14 protein-coding genes and 2 pseudogenes are annotated in these 16,493 nt (G+C 36.5%); 7 read left to right on the forward strand and 9 right to left on the reverse strand.

The window, feature by feature from the left end:
• Positions 1–48 precede the first annotated feature (48 nt).
• Entirely contained in the window at positions 49–2,724 is a 2,676-nt protein-coding gene (locus BTOYO_RS12105) for a sigma-54-dependent transcriptional regulator (protein ID WP_000820944.1), read from the forward strand.
• 170 nt (positions 2,725–2,894) lie between these two features.
• Here BTOYO_RS12105 and exsM read toward each other — a convergent pair whose 3' ends face one another.
• On the reverse strand, positions 2,895–3,308 hold the full coding sequence (exsM, locus tag BTOYO_RS12110; protein WP_000207040.1) for an exosporium regulatory protein ExsM: 414 nt from the start codon (positions 3,306–3,308) through the stop codon (positions 2,895–2,897).
• 189 nt (positions 3,309–3,497) lie between these two features.
• Between exsM and BTOYO_RS12115 the strand changes: the two genes are divergently transcribed.
• The gene (locus BTOYO_RS12115) at positions 3,498–4,679 is read left to right on the forward strand and encodes a chromate transporter (protein ID WP_000794692.1); all 1,182 of its coding nucleotides are present in this window, start codon (positions 3,498–3,500) and stop codon (positions 4,677–4,679) included.
• A gap of 38 nt (positions 4,680–4,717) precedes the next feature.
• On the opposite strand, the gene chbG is transcribed toward BTOYO_RS12115, so the two are convergent.
• The 5 genes from chbG to BTOYO_RS12140 all read right to left on the reverse strand — a co-directional run bounded on the left by chbG (position 4,718) and on the right by BTOYO_RS12140 (position 8,934).
• On the reverse strand, positions 4,718–5,422 hold the full coding sequence (gene chbG, locus BTOYO_RS12120) for a chitin disaccharide deacetylase (RefSeq protein ID WP_000593458.1): 705 nt from the start codon (positions 5,420–5,422) through the stop codon (positions 4,718–4,720).
• A 50-nt stretch (positions 5,423–5,472) separates the two neighbouring features.
• Positions 5,473–6,798, reverse strand: a complete 1,326-nt coding sequence (gene celF / locus BTOYO_RS12125) for a 6-phospho-beta-glucosidase (protein WP_000145755.1) — start codon at positions 6,796–6,798, stop codon at positions 5,473–5,475.
• Positions 6,799–6,801: 3 nt separating this feature from the next.
• The gene (locus BTOYO_RS12130) at positions 6,802–7,125 is read right to left on the reverse strand and encodes a PTS lactose/cellobiose transporter subunit IIA (RefSeq protein ID WP_000989050.1); all 324 of its coding nucleotides are present in this window, start codon (positions 7,123–7,125) and stop codon (positions 6,802–6,804) included.
• Positions 7,126–7,307: 182 nt separating this feature from the next.
• Positions 7,308–8,615, reverse strand: a complete 1,308-nt coding sequence (celB, locus tag BTOYO_RS12135) for a PTS cellobiose transporter subunit IIC (protein ID WP_001168852.1) — start codon at positions 8,613–8,615, stop codon at positions 7,308–7,310.
• A gap of 16 nt (positions 8,616–8,631) precedes the next feature.
• Positions 8,632–8,934 carry a PTS sugar transporter subunit IIB gene (locus BTOYO_RS12140; protein ID WP_001023563.1) on the reverse strand — a complete coding sequence of 101 codons (303 nt, stop codon included), beginning with the start codon at positions 8,932–8,934 and terminating at the stop codon, positions 8,632–8,634.
• A 399-nt stretch (positions 8,935–9,333) separates the two neighbouring features.
• Between BTOYO_RS12140 and BTOYO_RS28390 the strand changes: the two are divergent.
• From BTOYO_RS28390 to speD, 3 genes and pseudogenes are all read left to right on the forward strand, one after another.
• Positions 9,334–9,699: pseudogene (locus BTOYO_RS28390) on the forward strand (polyamine aminopropyltransferase); the annotation flags it as partial.
• A 123-nt stretch (positions 9,700–9,822) separates the two neighbouring features.
• Positions 9,823–11,136 (forward strand): annotated as a pseudogene (locus tag BTOYO_RS28310) (polyamine aminopropyltransferase); the annotation flags it as partial.
• A gap of 27 nt (positions 11,137–11,163) precedes the next feature.
• Positions 11,164–11,535, forward strand: coding sequence for an adenosylmethionine decarboxylase (gene speD / locus BTOYO_RS12150; RefSeq protein ID WP_000456812.1), 372 nt, complete (start codon positions 11,164–11,166; stop codon positions 11,533–11,535).
• Positions 11,536–11,644: 109 nt separating this feature from the next.
• Here the strand turns inward: speD and BTOYO_RS12155 are convergent, their stop codons facing one another.
• From BTOYO_RS12155 to BTOYO_RS12165, 3 genes are read right to left on the reverse strand one after another with little or no spacing between them, the layout of a single operon-like run.
• Positions 11,645–11,962: a PTS sugar transporter subunit IIA gene (locus tag BTOYO_RS12155; protein ID WP_000379629.1), complete on the reverse strand. Its 318-nt coding sequence runs from the start codon at positions 11,960–11,962 to the stop codon at positions 11,645–11,647.
• A gap of 9 nt (positions 11,963–11,971) precedes the next feature.
• Positions 11,972–13,273, reverse strand: coding sequence for a PTS cellobiose transporter subunit IIC (gene celB, locus BTOYO_RS12160; protein WP_000617765.1), 1,302 nt, complete (start codon positions 13,271–13,273; stop codon positions 11,972–11,974).
• A gap of 14 nt (positions 13,274–13,287) precedes the next feature.
• A complete protein-coding gene (locus BTOYO_RS12165) occupies positions 13,288–13,590 on the reverse strand; it encodes a PTS sugar transporter subunit IIB (protein ID WP_001023559.1) in 303 nt (100 codons plus the stop codon).
• A gap of 223 nt (positions 13,591–13,813) precedes the next feature.
• Between BTOYO_RS12165 and BTOYO_RS12170 the strand changes: the two genes are divergently transcribed.
• Both BTOYO_RS12170 and BTOYO_RS12175 read left to right on the forward strand, forming a co-directional pair.
• Positions 13,814–15,031: a dicarboxylate/amino acid:cation symporter gene (locus tag BTOYO_RS12170; protein ID WP_000649369.1), complete on the forward strand. Its 1,218-nt coding sequence runs from the start codon at positions 13,814–13,816 to the stop codon at positions 15,029–15,031.
• A gap of 287 nt (positions 15,032–15,318) precedes the next feature.
• Positions 15,319–16,476, forward strand: a complete 1,158-nt coding sequence (locus tag BTOYO_RS12175) for an acyltransferase (RefSeq protein ID WP_000194346.1) — start codon at positions 15,319–15,321, stop codon at positions 16,474–16,476.
• The last annotated feature ends 17 nt before the right edge of the window (positions 16,477–16,493 follow it).

Below are 16,493 nucleotides of genomic sequence, written 5' to 3' on the forward strand. Positions count from 1 at the left end.
TTTTTGTGTAAAATTTTAAATAGTGATGAAGTTTCGAGGTGAATAGAAATGAAACGAATAGATCTCATTTTTAACGCAATACAAGAAGGAAATTATACAGAAGGTATAACCGCATTAGAACTCGCTACCCTGTTGCAACTAGATCGTGCCAATGTAAGTAGCGACTTAAACAAACTTGTAAAAGATAAACGTTTATTAAAAACAAATACGCGCCCTGTTCGTTTTTATATAGAAACGAACACTTCGTTGGAAACGCATTCAAAAGACGTGACTTCACTAGATACATTTGCAATTGAAAATACGAGCCTTAAAATCGCAATTGAAAAGGCGAAAGCTTCTATTCTCTATCCTCCAAACGGTATGCATACTTTACTGCTAGGAGAAACAGGAGTCGGGAAATCTATGTTTGCTTCTTTAATGCACGAATATGCAATTGAAGTTGAACAGCTTCCAAAAAAGGCACCATTTATCGTCTTTAACTGTGCTGATTATGCAAACAATCCACAGCTACTACTAGGACAGTTATTTGGGATCAAAAAAGGAGCTTACACAGGTGCGAATGATCAAAAAGGGTTAATTGAAAAAGCACATGAAGGAATTCTTTTCTTAGATGAAGTACACCGCCTTCCTCCAGAAGGACAGGAAATGCTCTTTACTTTTATTGATCGCGGAGTATATCGCCGCCTAGGAGAAACAGAAAACGAGCGTAAAGCACAAGTATTAATCATTACTGCAACAACAGAAGAACCAAATTCATTTTTATTAAAAACATTTACAAGACGTATACCGATGACTGTCAAGCTTCCACCACTTCGTGAGCGTACACATAAAGAACGCTTTGCTTTACTGCAACTATTTTTCACAAATGAAGCAATTCGGCTAAGGAAAGAAATTCACGTTAGCCCGAACGCAATGCGTGCTTTCGTCTTTTACAATTGTCCCAATAACATCGGTCAATTAAAAACAGATGTACAAATCGCCTGTGCGAAAGCTTATTCTGATTTTGTAACAAAGAAACGTGATTCTGTCTATGTTTCAAGTACAGATTTACCTTGGTATATGAAAGAAGGGCTATTTATTGAAAGAAAGAGCCGTCACCTATACCAAATACCAAATGAAACATTTGTATTTACGGGAGATGAAGGTTGGAGTCAACATAAAGCAGAAGATGAAAAACGGTCTTCTATTTACGACTATATTGATTATAAATATGAAGAACTTCAAGCACGCGGTATTGAAGAGGAAGAATTAGAATTACTAATAGAAAATGATATTCAAAGCTTTTTCGTACAATATTTTAACCAAATGTCCAAAAAGACAAGTCATGAAAATGTTTTTAAAATTGTTGATCGTAACATCGTTTCCGTATGTGAAAAAATTGCGGAGCTCGCTGAAAAACATTTATCTAAGACGTTTGATGAAAAAGTCTTTCTCGCATTAAGTTTACATGTACAGACAACTCTACAACGTTTACAAAGCGGGAAGCAAATTCATCACCCACAATTGAATCAAATTCGTACGAAATATAAAGAAGCTTTTTCCGTAGCTATGCAATGCATTCAACTACTGGAAGAAGAATTACAAATAACCATGCCCATGGATGAAGCTGGCTTCTTAACAATGTTCTTCGTTGTTGATCCAATTCCTGCTTCCCAAACAGAAGTAAAAGTATTAATATTAGCGCACGGTAATGGCATCGCAACAGAAATGGCAAACGTTGCAAATGAACTCCTCGGTATTGATGAAGTGACCGGTATTGATATGCCGCTACATGAATCACCGAAAGATTTTTTAGAACGGGTTAAAGTGTATATGAAAACACTTCAAAATGTAAACGGGCTTCTCTTACTTGTTGATATGGGGTCTCTTGCCTATATCGGTGATATATTAGAAACTGAATTCAAAATTCCTGTACGTGTCCTTTCCATGACAAGTACTCCACACGCACTAGAAGCAGCTCGAAAAGCTCAGCTCGGCTATTCATTAGATGCACTATATGAAACAGTAAAGAACTTAACGCCGTTCTATTTAAACGTACAAGAAGAAAAGAAAAAGCCACTATCACCAATGAAGTCTGTTATTTTAACAGCTTGTTTAACTGGTGAAGGAAGTGCCTTAGCTATTCAAAAAATGTTAGAGAACTATTTACGATTTGATAAAGACTTAATTGAAATTATTCCAATTAGTATCGTCCATGAAAAAGATTTAACGAAAATGATTGAGAACATAAAAAAAGAGCGTAATATCATTTGTATCGTCACAAATTTCGATGTGCAAGTTCCATGTTTAACATATCATTTCCAAGATATTGTGAACTACACAGCGATTCAGCCAATTCAAGAATTAATTACGTATGAAGAGACATATGCGAAAATGGCCGATATTCTTGAACAACAAATGCAGCGTAACGACGGGGCATTACTAATTAAAACAATTCGTTACGCACTAAATACAATTCAAGAATTAATTTCCTTGCAGCTAACTCCTGATAGCTTAATGGGTGTTATTTTGCATATGAGCTGTATGGTTGATCGTCTTCAAAAAGGAGAAAAACTTCTTCCTCATCCTGATAAAGAAAAAAGAAGACAAGATGAGTACTGGATGTATATGAAAGTGAAAAAAGCATTACAACCAATTGAAAATACATTTGAAATACAAATACCAGATGATGAAGTATTTTATATCATGGACTTCTTTATTAAAAATCAGCCTGTTAAAAGTTAAACAAGTAACCTTTAGCGACACTCCTTCGAATAAAGTGAAGGCTTTTACGGGCAGTTAATGCAGGATAAATTTATATCGACGATTTTCAAAATATATGAATGTATCGTCAATACACATCATCCTATCTAATTCGAAAAGGCTGTTCCAATTTTTTGGAGCAGCCTTTTCATTTACTTCTTTACCTTTCTAATCCGCCCTCTTATTTCTCCTTTTTTATGTGATTTCGTATGAATATTTACATATACATTAGCTTGAATAATTTCTTGGAGAAAATGAACAAGGGATTTTCCTTGTAAAGGCCCTTCGAATTCCTCCACATTTACGGCACCAGTAATGCTTCCCTCATTCAAACTAATCCCTTGCTCTAGCGGACCGTATAAATAGAAAACAACGGGACCAATTTGACTGGACTTCCCTAAATGAATTTGACACGATGTGACCTTTTCTATATTTTTTAATATTACCCTGTAATGCAACTTCGTTAAATCATCACTAAAAATAAACTCTGCTACCCCAAAAGCTTCTGTATTTACAGGAGGCAATTCCCTCTTCCCTGTTAACCTAGCAAAAAAGTGTGTTGTCATAGGGCATTCTCCTTATATCAATTTCCCAGCACTTCTTTTACTACTTTATGGTTTACACATAATCATTTATGACTTTTTCAACTTTTAATTACGAAGAAAAGATTCACAAAATCTTTACATAAGAATCATTTCTTTTGCTTTACCGCCTCTTGTATAATGCACATAGAAAAAACTTTCTAGGAGGTTACTTTGAAAAATAACAACTATTCTTTTCGATTATTAGTCGAGATTTTTCTCGTCTCATTTAAATTAGGACTTACTTCATTCGGCGGTCCTGTCGCTCATCTTGGTTATTTTCATCATGAATACGTGCAAAAAAGAAAATGGATGGATGAAAAAAGTTACGGAGACTTAGTAGCACTGTGTCAATTCCTTCCTGGTCCCGCTAGTAGTCAAGTCGGTATGGGCGTTGGATTATTAAGGGGCGGGCTATTAGGAGCAATTATCTCTTGGATTGGTTTCACCCTTCCCTCTGTTCTCGTTTTAGTCTTTTTTGCTTCATTCCTTAATCAATTCGAAATTGGAAGTACAGGATGGATTCATGGACTCAAACTTGTAGCAGTCGCAATTGTCGCTCATGCAATATGGGGAATGGCTCAAAAGCTAACTCCGGACCGAAACCGTGCAACAATCGCCATTGTAACTGCCGCGATTGCCTTGTTATGGCCAAGTAGCTGGACACAAATCATTCTCATTTTACTTTCAGGGCTGATCGGCTGGCTTTTATATAAAACTCCTCAAAACGCCCAAGTCTATAAAATACAAATTTCTATTTCAAAAACGATGGCTAGTTCTTGTCTCATTTTATTTTTCGGACTATTACTATTGCTACCAATACTGCGACCGCTCTCTCCTCATATCGCATTATTTGATAGCTTTTACCGTTCTGGTTCTCTCGTATTTGGCGGAGGGCACGTCGTACTCCCTCTTCTTGAAAGTGAGTTTGTACAGAACGGGCTGATGACAAAAGAACAATTTTTAGCTGGATACGGATTAACACAAGCGGTGCCAGGGCCTCTCTTTACATTTGCTTCTTATATAGGGGCAGTGCTAAACGGAACCACTGGAGCAGTAATCGCAACAATCGCTATCTTCCTTCCTGCCTTTTTGCTCGTTATTGGTGTTTTACCATTTTGGGACAGTGTAAGAAAGGTACCCGCTATACAAGGCACATTACTCGGTGTTAACGCCGCAGTTGTCGGTATTTTAATTGCCGCTTTTTACGATCCAATTTGGACGAGTACAATTATGAATGCTTCAGATTTTGTCTTTGCATCTCTTCTTTTTGGCTTACTAACTTTTTGGAAAACACCGCCTTGGATTATCGTTATACTCGGGGCTTTTGGTGGATATGTTATATCTATTTTATAAATATAAAAAACGACGGCCACTTAGCCGTCGTTTTCCTATTAAAACTTCACAAGCTCTATTCCTTCAGGTAACTCACTCTCCGTTAAAATACGCAATTCTTTCACACGATCCATTACGTAAGAAGAACGTTTCACAAGCTCTGGATCAATATACGCTGGATGTACCATAATTTCTATCGTTTGTTCATCCTTCACTCTTCCTTTTAACTTGGAAAAGTAATCTTCCGTCACACCATCCGCGTAAAAATCGCTATAAAACACATCAGAAAATGGGCGCACTGCTCTATCTTCCTCACAACGACGAATCGGAACGTTATATTTACTTGCTAACATCTCAAGAACATCGTGTAAAACCTTTAATCCATGCACATGATGATGACTATCTAAATGAGTTGGTGTTAATCCGTAAGATAAAAATTTCTCAATTTGAGCAGTCCATTCTCTCTCAACTTCTTCAGGATTTATATTCCCTTCCCTTACAACACGTTGTTTATGGAACGCCCCATCTTTCCCTACAAGGGATGGTACATCCTTTAAAAGTGGTTCTCCTGCCGTTAATACGAGATGCACACCTACTCCTAACGTTTTATAATCTTTCGCTAAGCGTACGGCATGTTCTGTTCCTGGCATATTCATCATCATTGTCGTTGAATTTACAAGTCCATTTATATGTCCATCAATAATACCATAATTTGTACCTTCTGTAAGACCGAAATCATCTGCATTTACAATCAACTTAATCATCATAATACCTCCTAATAGAATAAAAAAAGCGGGCTAAATAGCGCCGCTTTTTACTTCTCTACCTTTTTAAAGAACTGTGGAAGATATTCTTTATGTGCTTCCAACATTTCATCTAAAATTTGTTTTGCAACTTTATCTGACGGTACAAGTGGATTAATTGTCATAGCAAGCAGCGCCTTATGATAATCCCCTGTAACAGCAGCTTCAATTGTTGTGCGCTCGAATGATTTAATTTGTTGTACTAAACCGCGAACTGGTACTGGAAGATCTCCCACTGCAATTGGTTTTGGACCTTCTTTCGTAATAATACAGTTCACTTCAACAGCAGAATCATGTGGTAAACTTGCAATTGTTCCGTTGTTTCTTGTATTAACAGGCTGGATATCGCCTTTATTATTGTAAATAGATGTAATTAAGCTACATGCTGCATCACTGTAATAAGCTCCGCCACGTTTTTCTAATTGTGGTGGCTTAATATCTAAATTCGGGTCTTTATATAACTCGAATAAATCATTTTCTAATTGTTTTACTACTTCTGCACGTGTACCTTTTTCAATTGAAGCTTCTTTCTCTTCTTCTAACATTTCACGTGTTTTGTAGTAATAACGATGATATGGACATGGAATTGCGCGAAGACCGCGAATAAAGTCTGGCTCCCAATTAAGAGCAGCGATATTTTCCATCGTAATTTGCTTTTCTGGATCTGTTACAAGCTCTAACACTCGATCCATTACACTTACGCCATCTAAATATACGTCTAATCCGTATACCATATGGTTTAAACCTGCGAAATCAACATGTACACGACTTGCATCTACTTCAAGTAATCTCGCAAGACCCATGCGAATTCCGATTGGAACGTTACATAGACCAACTACTCTTTGAATATTTGTATAGCGAAGGACAGCTTCTGTTACCATACCTGCTGGGTTAGCAAAGTTAATTAGCCATGCATTTGGACAAAGTTCCTCCATATCTTTACAAATATCTAAAATAACAGGAATCGTTCTCAGCGCTTTAAATAAACCACCAGGACCATTCGTTTCCTGACCGATTACATCATATTTTAACGGAATTGCTTCATCTTTTGCACGTGCTTCTAATAAACCAACGCGAAGTTGTGTTGTTACGAAGTCAGCATCTTTTAATGCCTCACGGCGATCAAGTGTTAAATGCACTTCGATTGGTAAACCTGATTTTTTCACCATACGTTTCGCTAAATTACCAACGATTTCTAACTTTTCTTTTCCTGCCTCAATATCTACTAACCAAATTTCACGAACAGGAAGCTCATCATAACGTTTAATAAATCCTTCAATTAACTCTGGTGTATAACTAGATCCACCGCCGATTGTAGCAATTTTAATTCCAGTCATGCTTTATTCCCCTTTCGCTTCAAGCTTTTTATAAAGATCGATAAACTCTGCTGCTAATTCTTTTACTGTAATCGCATTCATTAAATGATCTTGTGCATGGATTAAAAGAACACTAATCTCTGTTTTTTCTCCTCTTGCTTCTGATTGTATGAGCTCTGTTTGGAAATGATGCGCTTCATTAATCGCTTCTTTCGCCTTTACCATCGCTTCATCTGCTTCTGCCATTTTCCCCTGTTTGGCAAATTGAAGTGCCTCCATTGCAAAGCTTCTTGCATTACCACTATTTAAAATCAATTGGAATGGAATTTGTTCTGCTGTAGTCATCATAATTACCGCCCTCTCTATTATGGTTCAACCGATTTAAATACCCCTTCAGTTTGAACATGTCTATTAAATTATTATTTTATGAATGATAGTTTGGTGTTCTTATAGATGTTTTTCATCTTTTTGAACATGATATAAAGGTAATTGTTCTGACGAGCTATACAAACTCGTCAGAACAACACTTTTTAAAGTGATACTGAATTGTCGTTTCCTTTTGTTTCAGCTTTCGCAGCCTGTACATACGTACGGTCACACATTAATACGAATGGATAGTAAATAACTACCGCAATTGCAAAGTTTACAAGCTGTAGTACAGCACCAGCAATACTTCCGCCCGCTACAAGATAACCACTAAAGATTGGTGGCATTGTCCATGGAACTAAAGCAACTGTTTTTGGTACCCATCCTAAAGAAATTGCTGTATAAGAAGTAATTACTAATACAACTGGTGTAAGTACGAATGGAATGATTAACGCTGGGTTTAATACAATTGGTGTACCGAAAATAACTGGTTCGTTAATATTGAAGAAACCAGGACCGATAGATACGCGACCTACACCACGAAGTTGCGCACTTTTTGCAACAAGCATTACCGCTACTAAGAATGCTAATGTTGCACCTGATCCACCGATGTATACGTATACATCAAAGAATGGCTTTGTGAAAATGTGCGGTACATCATATGCAGACATACCATCGTTAAATAATTTAATGTTCTTTTCTAGTGCTGGTAAATAGATTGGGTCGATAATACCACCGATAATATTAGGACCATGTAATCCGAAGAACCATAATACGTGAATAAGTAATGCGATAATAATTGCACTTGGTAACGTACCTGCTAAACCTTGTAATGGTAATTGAATTGTTTCAAATACGATTTTATGAATACTTGTTCCCGCTAATTTCACAGCTAATTGAATACTTGCTGTTGCGATTAAAATAACGAATGCTGGAACTAATGCTGCGAAGGATTTCATTACTGCTGGTGGAACACCATCTGGCATCTTAATTGTAATATCTCTTTGAACAAAGAACCTGAATACCTCGGTTACAAGAAGAGCTACAATGATAGAAACGAATAAACCTTGTGATCCTGTCCAAGCTAAATCAATACCGCCTTCTTTTGGCGTTGTCGGAGATATAATAATTAATGCACCGAATGTAATAATTGCTGCTGACAACGCGTCTACACCGTAAGATTTCGCTAAATTATAACTTATTCCAACTGCGGCTATGAGAGCTAATATTGCAAAGGACCCTGTCCACATACCACCGCCGATATCTTTCCAAACATCCCCAAATGCACCCTTCATAAGTTTTTGGAATGCATCAACTGGTAGATTATTTATAAGTACTGCAAACGATCCAACTAAAATAAGAGGCATAACTGCGATAAAACCATCACGGATTGCAACTAAATGACGCTGCGATCCGATTCTTCCTGCGACTGGAACTAAATATTTCTCCATAAATGCAATAAATTTTTGCATTTCGCTTCCCCCCTAATTATTTTTTAAGTGTTAGTGCGTGATCTAAAACTGCTTCTCCATTCATCATGCCGTAGTGCATTGGATTAATAACATCAATTCCAACGTTTTTCTCATCAGCAAGCGTTTTCATTGAAGAGAGCATGTAACGAACTTGTGGTCCTAATAATAGTACATCTGCTTGATCGATATTGTTTTTTACTGCATCCCCAGATACAGCCCAAATCTTTCCTTCTAAACCGCGAGCTTTTGCAGCCGCTTCCATTTTTGTAACTAGTAAACTTGTAGACATCCCTGCTGAGCAACATAATAAAATATTCATTTGAAAATCCCCCTTGTGTAGTATAAAAAGTTTATGTTATTTATTTTTCTTTACGCTATTTATTAATGCAATTAGCGTGCCAACTTTTTAAAATCACTAAAATCAGCGCTTTTTCGAGCATTTTCTTTGTGTGTTAACGCTTTCAATTAGTGTGTCCCCCAAAATAACACACAGTGTGTTATAAAACAACACACTTTTAACACATAACTGTATGAAAATAGATTAGTGTTTAGTTGTCTAGTTGTATTTAAAATAAAAAACACTAAAAAATTTTTTCAGCTTGAAAATCCAGTAAAAAAATAAACCTCTCTTGAACACACTCTTCTATCTATTGTCCAAGCAAACTCTACTAAATTACATAGAATAAAATAAAATAACACAATTCGAAAGGGGATTCCTATGCCAAAACATAGAAAACAAAGCAAAATAAAGATTTATAGAATAACAAGCTATAAAAAAGACGAGCGCTCTGAATTAGACTCTGACAAATTTGAACTAGAACAGCAGGAAATAGAAAATAAGCAGGACAAGCACGACAAACAAGACAAACAGGACAAACAGGACAAACAGGACAAACAAGATAAACCAGGTAAACCAGATAAGCACGACAAGCAGGATAAACAAGACAAACAGGACAAGCACGACAAACAGGACAAACAGGACAAACAAGACAAACAGGACAAACAAGACAAACAGGACAAACAAGACAAACAAGACAAACAGGACAAACAAGACAAACAAGACAAGCAGGACAAACAAGACAAACAAGACAAACAGGACAAACAAGATAAACCAGGTAAACCAGGTAAACCAGGTAAACCAGATAAGCACGACAAACAGGACAAACAGGACAAACAGGACAAACAGGACAAACAGGACAAACAGGACAAACAGGACAAACAGGACAAACAGGACAAACAGGACAAACAGGACAAACAGGACAAACAGGACAAACAGGACAAACAGGACAAACAGGACAAACAGGACAAACAGGACAAACAAGATAAACAAGATAAACAAGATAAACAAGATAAACAAGATAAACAAGATAAACAAGATAAACAAGATAAACAAGATAAACAAGATAAACAAGATAAACAAGATAAACAAGATAAACAAGATAAACAAGATAAACAAGATAAACAAGATAAACAAGATAAACAAGATAAACAAGATAAACAAGATAAACAAGATAAACAAGATAAACAAGATAAACAAGATAAACAAGATAAACAAGATAAACAAGATAAACAAGATAAGCAAGACAAGCACGTACAATCGGAAAATGTAGTCATAGTACCCACAGATTCACACAGCTTAGATATATGGGATGAAATTTCTCTAAAAGAAATACAAGCTGGGGAACACACAAATTTATTTGAAGAAAAAAGTAATTATCAAAATATTAATTTAGTACAAGTCAGCGATGTTCGCCTCTATTTGGACAAACAACTACAATTTAGTTCCGTTGATGAGCAAATTTATCATGAAGCACTTGTGCATCCGATTATGTCAAAGGTAATTGATCCAAAACGTGTTCTCATATTAGGCGGTGGCGATGGTCTTGCCTTACGAGAGGTATTGAAATATGAAACAGTACTACATGTAGACCTTGTTGATCTAGACGAGGCAATGATTAATATGGCGCGTAACGTTCCTGAATTAGTTTCTTTGAACAAAAGCGCATTTTTTGATAATCGTGTGAATGCACACGTATGCGATGCAAAAGAGTTTTTGAATTCTCCTTCCTCTTTATACGATGTAATCATCATTGATTTCCCTGATCCAGCGACAGAGTTATTAAGTACTTTATATACAAGCGAACTTTTTGCTCGTATAGCTACATTCTTAACAGAAGATGGTGCTTTCGTCTGCCAATCTAATTCACCTGCTGATGCACCTCTTGTATATTGGAGTATCGGTAATACAATTGAAAATGCCGGCTTAATTGTAAAAAGCTATCATATAATTGTTCCTTCTTTCGGAACTGACTGGGGATTTCATATTGCAGCTAATTCTGCCTATGTACTCGATCAAATTGAGCAATTATACGTAGTACCAACTCCTCGAACATTACCTTCTCTTCTTTTTCCTTTATTTCAATTTAAAGAAGAACATTTAGATCACCGTAATCTCGTTCTTCTAAACTCAGAATCCAATCTTATCCTACATCAATGTTACAAAAAGGAAATGGAGTTTTGACGATATTATAGTAAGGAGTGCTAACCTATGGAATATTCTACTTTCGGTAAACATATAATAGTAGATTTGTGGGGAGTGGATTTTTCCCTCTTAGATGATATTCACTTTTTAGAACGCCATTTAGTTGTCGCTGCCGACCATTCTGGCGCACATGTTTTAAATGTAAGTACAAAAGAATTCCATCCTTATGGCGTTACAGTATTAGTGTTACTATCAGAGAGCCATCTTTCTATTCACACTTATCCAGAAAAAAACTTTGCAGCAATTGATTGCTATACATGCGGTACAACTGTTGAACCACAAATGGCGATTGATTATATCGTAAATATATTAAAACCGGAGCAGATACAAATAAAAAAATTGATTCGTGGTATAGGAGAAATTGTTACTATCGATTAACTATTTCTCTTACTCATCCGTAAAAAGGAGGATTGCAACTACCATCAGTGGGATGAACACCCACTGATGGTGCGGGCAAATACATAAAAAAACCTTGCATACGCAAGGTTCATTCATTCACTGACATCTTCCTATATAACTCTACAAATTCACTCGCTAATTCCTTTACTGTAATCGCATTCATTAAATGATCTTGCGCGTGCACCATCAGTAAGGTAACCTCTGTCTTTTCGCCACCAGCCTCTTTTTGTATAAGCTCCGTTTGTACACGATGCGCCTCTTTTAATTCTTCTAGTGCTTCTTGTAATTTGGCTTCCGCTTCTGTAAACGCCCCACGCTTCGCGCAATCAATTGCTTCCATTGAACAACTTCTTGCATTTCCCCCATGCAAGATTAGATGAAAAGCTTTCGTCTCTATCGTATCCATTTTAGTTCTTTACTCCCCCTTTTCTTCTGCTAATTTTTGTTTATCCCATATTTTTAAGAATGGTAAGTAAATAAAGAATGCTAGTGCAAAGTTAACAAGTTGCAAAATAACCCCTGAAATTTTCCCACCCGATCCTAAATATCCACTAAAAAGAATAGGTGTCGTCCAAGGTACAGCCGCTCCGCTCGGACGAGCAACTAATCCCCATTCCATCGCAAAGTAAGAAACAAGCGTTAACACAACTGGAACTAATATAAATGGAATAAGTAAAAGTGGATTCATTACAATCGGCATGCCGAACGTCACCATTTCATTAATATTAAAAATACCAGGTGCAATGGACAATCGACCAATACTTTTTAATTGCTGACTTCGTGCAAACAATAACATTCCTACAACTAAAGCAAGTGTTGCACCGGAACCGCCCATATAAATCCATAAATCAAAAAACTGTGCGGTAATCGTATTTGGTACATCTTGCCCTGCTTGAAAAGCAACTCGGTTTTGATCCATTAACGATAACCAAATCGGGCTCATTACACCACCAACAATTGCAGCACCATGAATTCCGCACGCCCAAAGAACATGGACAATAATAACTGCAATTACAGCGCCCCAAAGACTAGCACCAAGTACACTAAGTGGCTCTTGTAGCAGCTTCCCTACAACATTATGAATACTTCCGAAAGTTGTGTGTTCAAAAATCAATCTAATGATCCAAACAACTGTCACAACAATAAATCCTGGAATAAGAGCAGCAAATGAACGTGTTACTGCAGGTGGAACTGTCTCAGGCATCTTTATAATCATTTTTTTCTGTACAATAAATCGGTATATTTCAGTAGATATAATTGCAATAATCATCGCTACAAATAAACCTTGGCTTCCCATTAACGCCGCTGGGATTGCTCCATCTACAATCACACTTTCCTTCGTGCTTGGTATAATATATGCAACTTGAAATGGAGTCGCAAGTAAAAATGTCACAAGCGACAATGCCCCGGATGCTAAAGCATCCACTTTATAATACTCTCCAAGTCTGTAAGCGATTCCAAAAACAGCTATTAAAGCCATTATATTAAAAGTTGCACTAACTGGATACCCCAAAGCTTTCTGCCAACTCTCACCAAACAACCCTGCCATAAAATCATTATAACCTGGTATTGGTAATGCACTAATAATAAGAAAAAATGATCCAATAATTAAGAAAGGCATCGTTAAAATAATTCCATCACGTATAGCTTGCAAATGCCTCTGCTCTGCTACCTTTCCTGCTATTGGCATTACATATTTTTCTAAAAACCGTATCATCTATCCCACTCTCCTCATGGTTTCATTGACAAAGCTGCTTGCAAGATAGCCTCCCCATTACAAAGTCCGTAATGGACGGATTGAATGACATCAACAGGTATCCCTTTCCCCTTACATAGTTCTTTCATTTTCGGTAATAAATAACGTACTTGCGGTCCAAGTAAAAGTACATCTGCTTCATCGATGTGACTATTCACTTCAGAACCTGATACAGCCCAAATCTTTACCTCTATCCCTTTTGCCTGTGCTGCTTTCTCCATTTTTGTAACAATCAAACTGGAAGACATTCCCGCTGCACAGCAAAGCAAAATATTCATCCCGCATCCCTCCCCTTTTTTCTAAACCTAAGTTATGGTACATCCCTTGCTACCACTAGGTTACAAATATATATGTCTAGATTTCTAACTGTATGCCGAGCTTAAAAACAAAAATTTCTCGGTTTTCACGCTATTCCATCTATCGGTATTTTCCTAGTAAAGGGGACTCTAACTCGCTATAATAATTCAGTATGATTTTTTTAATTGATAGGAGGATATATTTATGAAGGCATATCGCTTTCCACTTATTTTATTATCTTCTATCCTAATTGGTGGTTTCATTGGTTATTTCATGGGTGCCGATGCAGTTGCTTTAAAGCCGCTTGGTGACATTTTCTTAAACTTAATGTTTACGATTGTTGTACCGTTAGTGTTCTTTAGCATCGCGTCATCTATTGCTAATATGGATGGATTAAAACGTTTCGGTAAAATTATGTCTAGTATGGCTGGGACTTTCTTATTTACGAGTATTTTAGCTGCTATTTTTATGATTATTGTCGTGAAAGTATTCCCGCCAGCACAAGGTGTTGTATTAGAATTAACACAACCTGACAAAGCTGAAAAAGCAGTTAGTGTTGCAGATCAAATCGTTGGTATTCTAACAGTATCTGACTTCTCGAAGTTACTATCTCGTGAAAATATGTTAGCTCTTATTTTCTTCTCTATTTTAATGGGGATTGCAACTTCAGCAGTTGGTGAAAAAGGAAAACCATTCGCTACATTCTTACAAGCTGGTGCAGAAATTTCAATGAAAGTCGTATCTTTCATTATGTACTACGCTCCAATCGGACTTGCTGCTTACTTCGCAGCATTAGTTGGCGAATTCGGACCACAACTTCTTGGAACTTACTTCCGAGCAGCAATGGTATACTATCCAGCATCTCTAATTTATTTCTTTGTATTCTTCACTTTCTATGCATACCTTGCAGGTCGCAAACAAGGTGTTCAAATATTTTGGAAGAACATGGTCTCTCCTACAGTTACATCTCTTGCAACTTGTAGTAGTGCCGCAAGTATTCCAGCGAACTTAGAAGCAACGAAGAAAATGGGTATTTCTTCAGACGTTCGTGAAACAGTTGTCCTTCTCGGATCTACACTTCATAAAGACGGCTCTGTTTTAGGCGGGGTATTAAAGATTGCTTTCTTATTCGGTATTTTCAACATGGAATTTGAGGGACCAAAAACATTAGCAATCGCACTTGTCGTTTCTCTATTAGTAGGAACAGTAATGGGTGCTATTCCAGGCGGAGGTATGATTGGGGAAATGTTAATCGTTTCTCTATATGGATTCCCGCCAGAAGCACTGCCAATTATCGCAGCAATTAGTACAATTATTGATCCTCCTGCAACGATGTTAAACGTAACAGCAGATAATGCTTGTGCCGTAATGACAGCTCGCCTTGTAGAAGGTAAAAACTGGATCAAAAATAAATTTGCTTAATAAATAAAAAGAGGATGCTCTAAACGAGCATCCTCTTTTTGTCGTTATTTGTTGATAAGTCGATATCCCTTGTCGAAACGTCGATATATTGAAAAAATCGTTGATATATTTGAAGTTATGATAGATATATTCGAAGAATCGTTGATATATTTGAAGTTATAATAGATATATCCGAAAAATCGTTGATATCTCCTCTTGCCACAAATTTGTTAAAATCTTCACAAATATTCCACACCTCTCATCCTTACTCCGTACTATAATCATGTATGGAAAAGGAGATGGAAACAATGACACAAAGCGCACCGGAATTTAAAGTTTTGCAAAGCATTGCATTTCTTGCTGTCGTTTTGCAAAGTTCCTTATTATATACAATGAATCAAGGAAATGTCTTACTTGAACAATCCCTCATTATGGGTATGCTATTTAATCTCGCAAAGTTTTCAGCACCTGCATTCATATTTATCGTTGGGTTTCACCTAATTCGTCACTATACAAAGCAATTAGTATACAAAGAATATATTTCTGAAAAAGCCACACACCTACTCATTCCCTATTTCTTTTGGTCTATTCTTTACTTATTAACAACAAACGGTATTATGACATTACAAGGCGGGATAAAAAGTTTACTACTCGGAACAGCCGCACCGCATCTTTGGTACGTTATTATGATGTTCCAAATTCATTTATTATTCCCTTTACTATGCACACTATTTTATTGGTTTCAAAAACGAACAGAAAATAAAAAAGACATATATAAATATATGACCATCTTTGCTTGTCTATATTTCCTTTTAATGTGGTACTCCTCTCACTACATTTTTAATGGAGAGAAATTGACTAGTTCAACCATTTTACATTATACAGATCGTTCCTTCTTCTTCTACTCGTTCTATTTCGTTATGGGCGGAATCGCTGCTGTATCATTAAAAACTTGGCGTATATTTGTCATGAAACATATCCCGCTTATCACAATATTATTTTTCATCTTATTTTTATTCATCAATTATGAGTTATTTAGTTTTTACGGAGCAAACTCTATTCATTTAACCGTTTCTACTTATTTAAAACCGTCTATGTTTTTATATATCGTTTGTGAAATTATGATACTGTACGTGCTATCTATTACAATCGTACAGCGACGCGGTTTCTTATATAAAGCTTTACGATTTATCGGAAATTACACGTATGGTGCTTATTTAGCTCACTTTTTCTTCTTGCAACTATGTACAAAATTCCTTTCTTTATTCACACTGCAAGAAAACACAATATTATATAGCCTATTATTATTTACAATAACGGCTACAATCTCGATTTCAGCAATGGCCATTTGCAGTACACTACCACTTCATACGTGGATTACAGGACCTTCTCCTACAACAAATATAAAGTGGGCGAAGATCATACTTCGGAAAAATCACGAAAAAGTATGCAAACCATATCTTTGATATAATAGAATTCCATA

Source organism: Bacillus toyonensis BCT-7112 (assembly GCF_000496285.1).
Lineage (GTDB): Bacteria > Bacillota > Bacilli > Bacillales > Bacillaceae_G > Bacillus_A > Bacillus_A toyonensis.

Coding starts and splice junctions, on each gene's coding strand:
- BTOYO_RS12105 (WP_000820944.1), top strand. CDS start 49: ATGAAACGAATAGATCTCATTTTTAACGCAATACAAGAAGGAAATTAT.
- exsM (WP_000207040.1), bottom strand. CDS start 3,308: ATGACAACACACTTTTTTGCTAGGTTAACAGGGAAGAGGGAATTGCCT.
- chbG (WP_000593458.1), bottom strand. CDS start 5,422: ATGATTAAGTTGATTGTAAATGCAGATGATTTCGGTCTTACAGAAGGT.
- celF (WP_000145755.1), bottom strand. CDS start 6,798: ATGACTGGAATTAAAATTGCTACAATCGGCGGTGGATCTAGTTATACA.
- BTOYO_RS12130 (WP_000989050.1), bottom strand. CDS start 7,125: ATGATGACTACAGCAGAACAAATTCCATTCCAATTGATTTTAAATAGT.
- celB (WP_001168852.1), bottom strand. CDS start 8,615: ATGCAAAAATTTATTGCATTTATGGAGAAATATTTAGTTCCAGTCGCA.
- BTOYO_RS12140 (WP_001023563.1), bottom strand. CDS start 8,934: ATGAATATTTTATTATGTTGCTCAGCAGGGATGTCTACAAGTTTACTA.
- speD (WP_000456812.1), top strand. CDS start 11,164: ATGGAATATTCTACTTTCGGTAAACATATAATAGTAGATTTGTGGGGA.
- BTOYO_RS12155 (WP_000379629.1), bottom strand. CDS start 11,962: ATGGATACGATAGAGACGAAAGCTTTTCATCTAATCTTGCATGGGGGA.
- celB (WP_000617765.1), bottom strand. CDS start 13,273: ATGATACGGTTTTTAGAAAAATATGTAATGCCAATAGCAGGAAAGGTA.
- BTOYO_RS12165 (WP_001023559.1), bottom strand. CDS start 13,590: ATGAATATTTTGCTTTGCTGTGCAGCGGGAATGTCTTCCAGTTTGATT.
- BTOYO_RS12170 (WP_000649369.1), top strand. CDS start 13,814: ATGAAGGCATATCGCTTTCCACTTATTTTATTATCTTCTATCCTAATT.
- BTOYO_RS12175 (WP_000194346.1), top strand. CDS start 15,319: ATGACACAAAGCGCACCGGAATTTAAAGTTTTGCAAAGCATTGCATTT.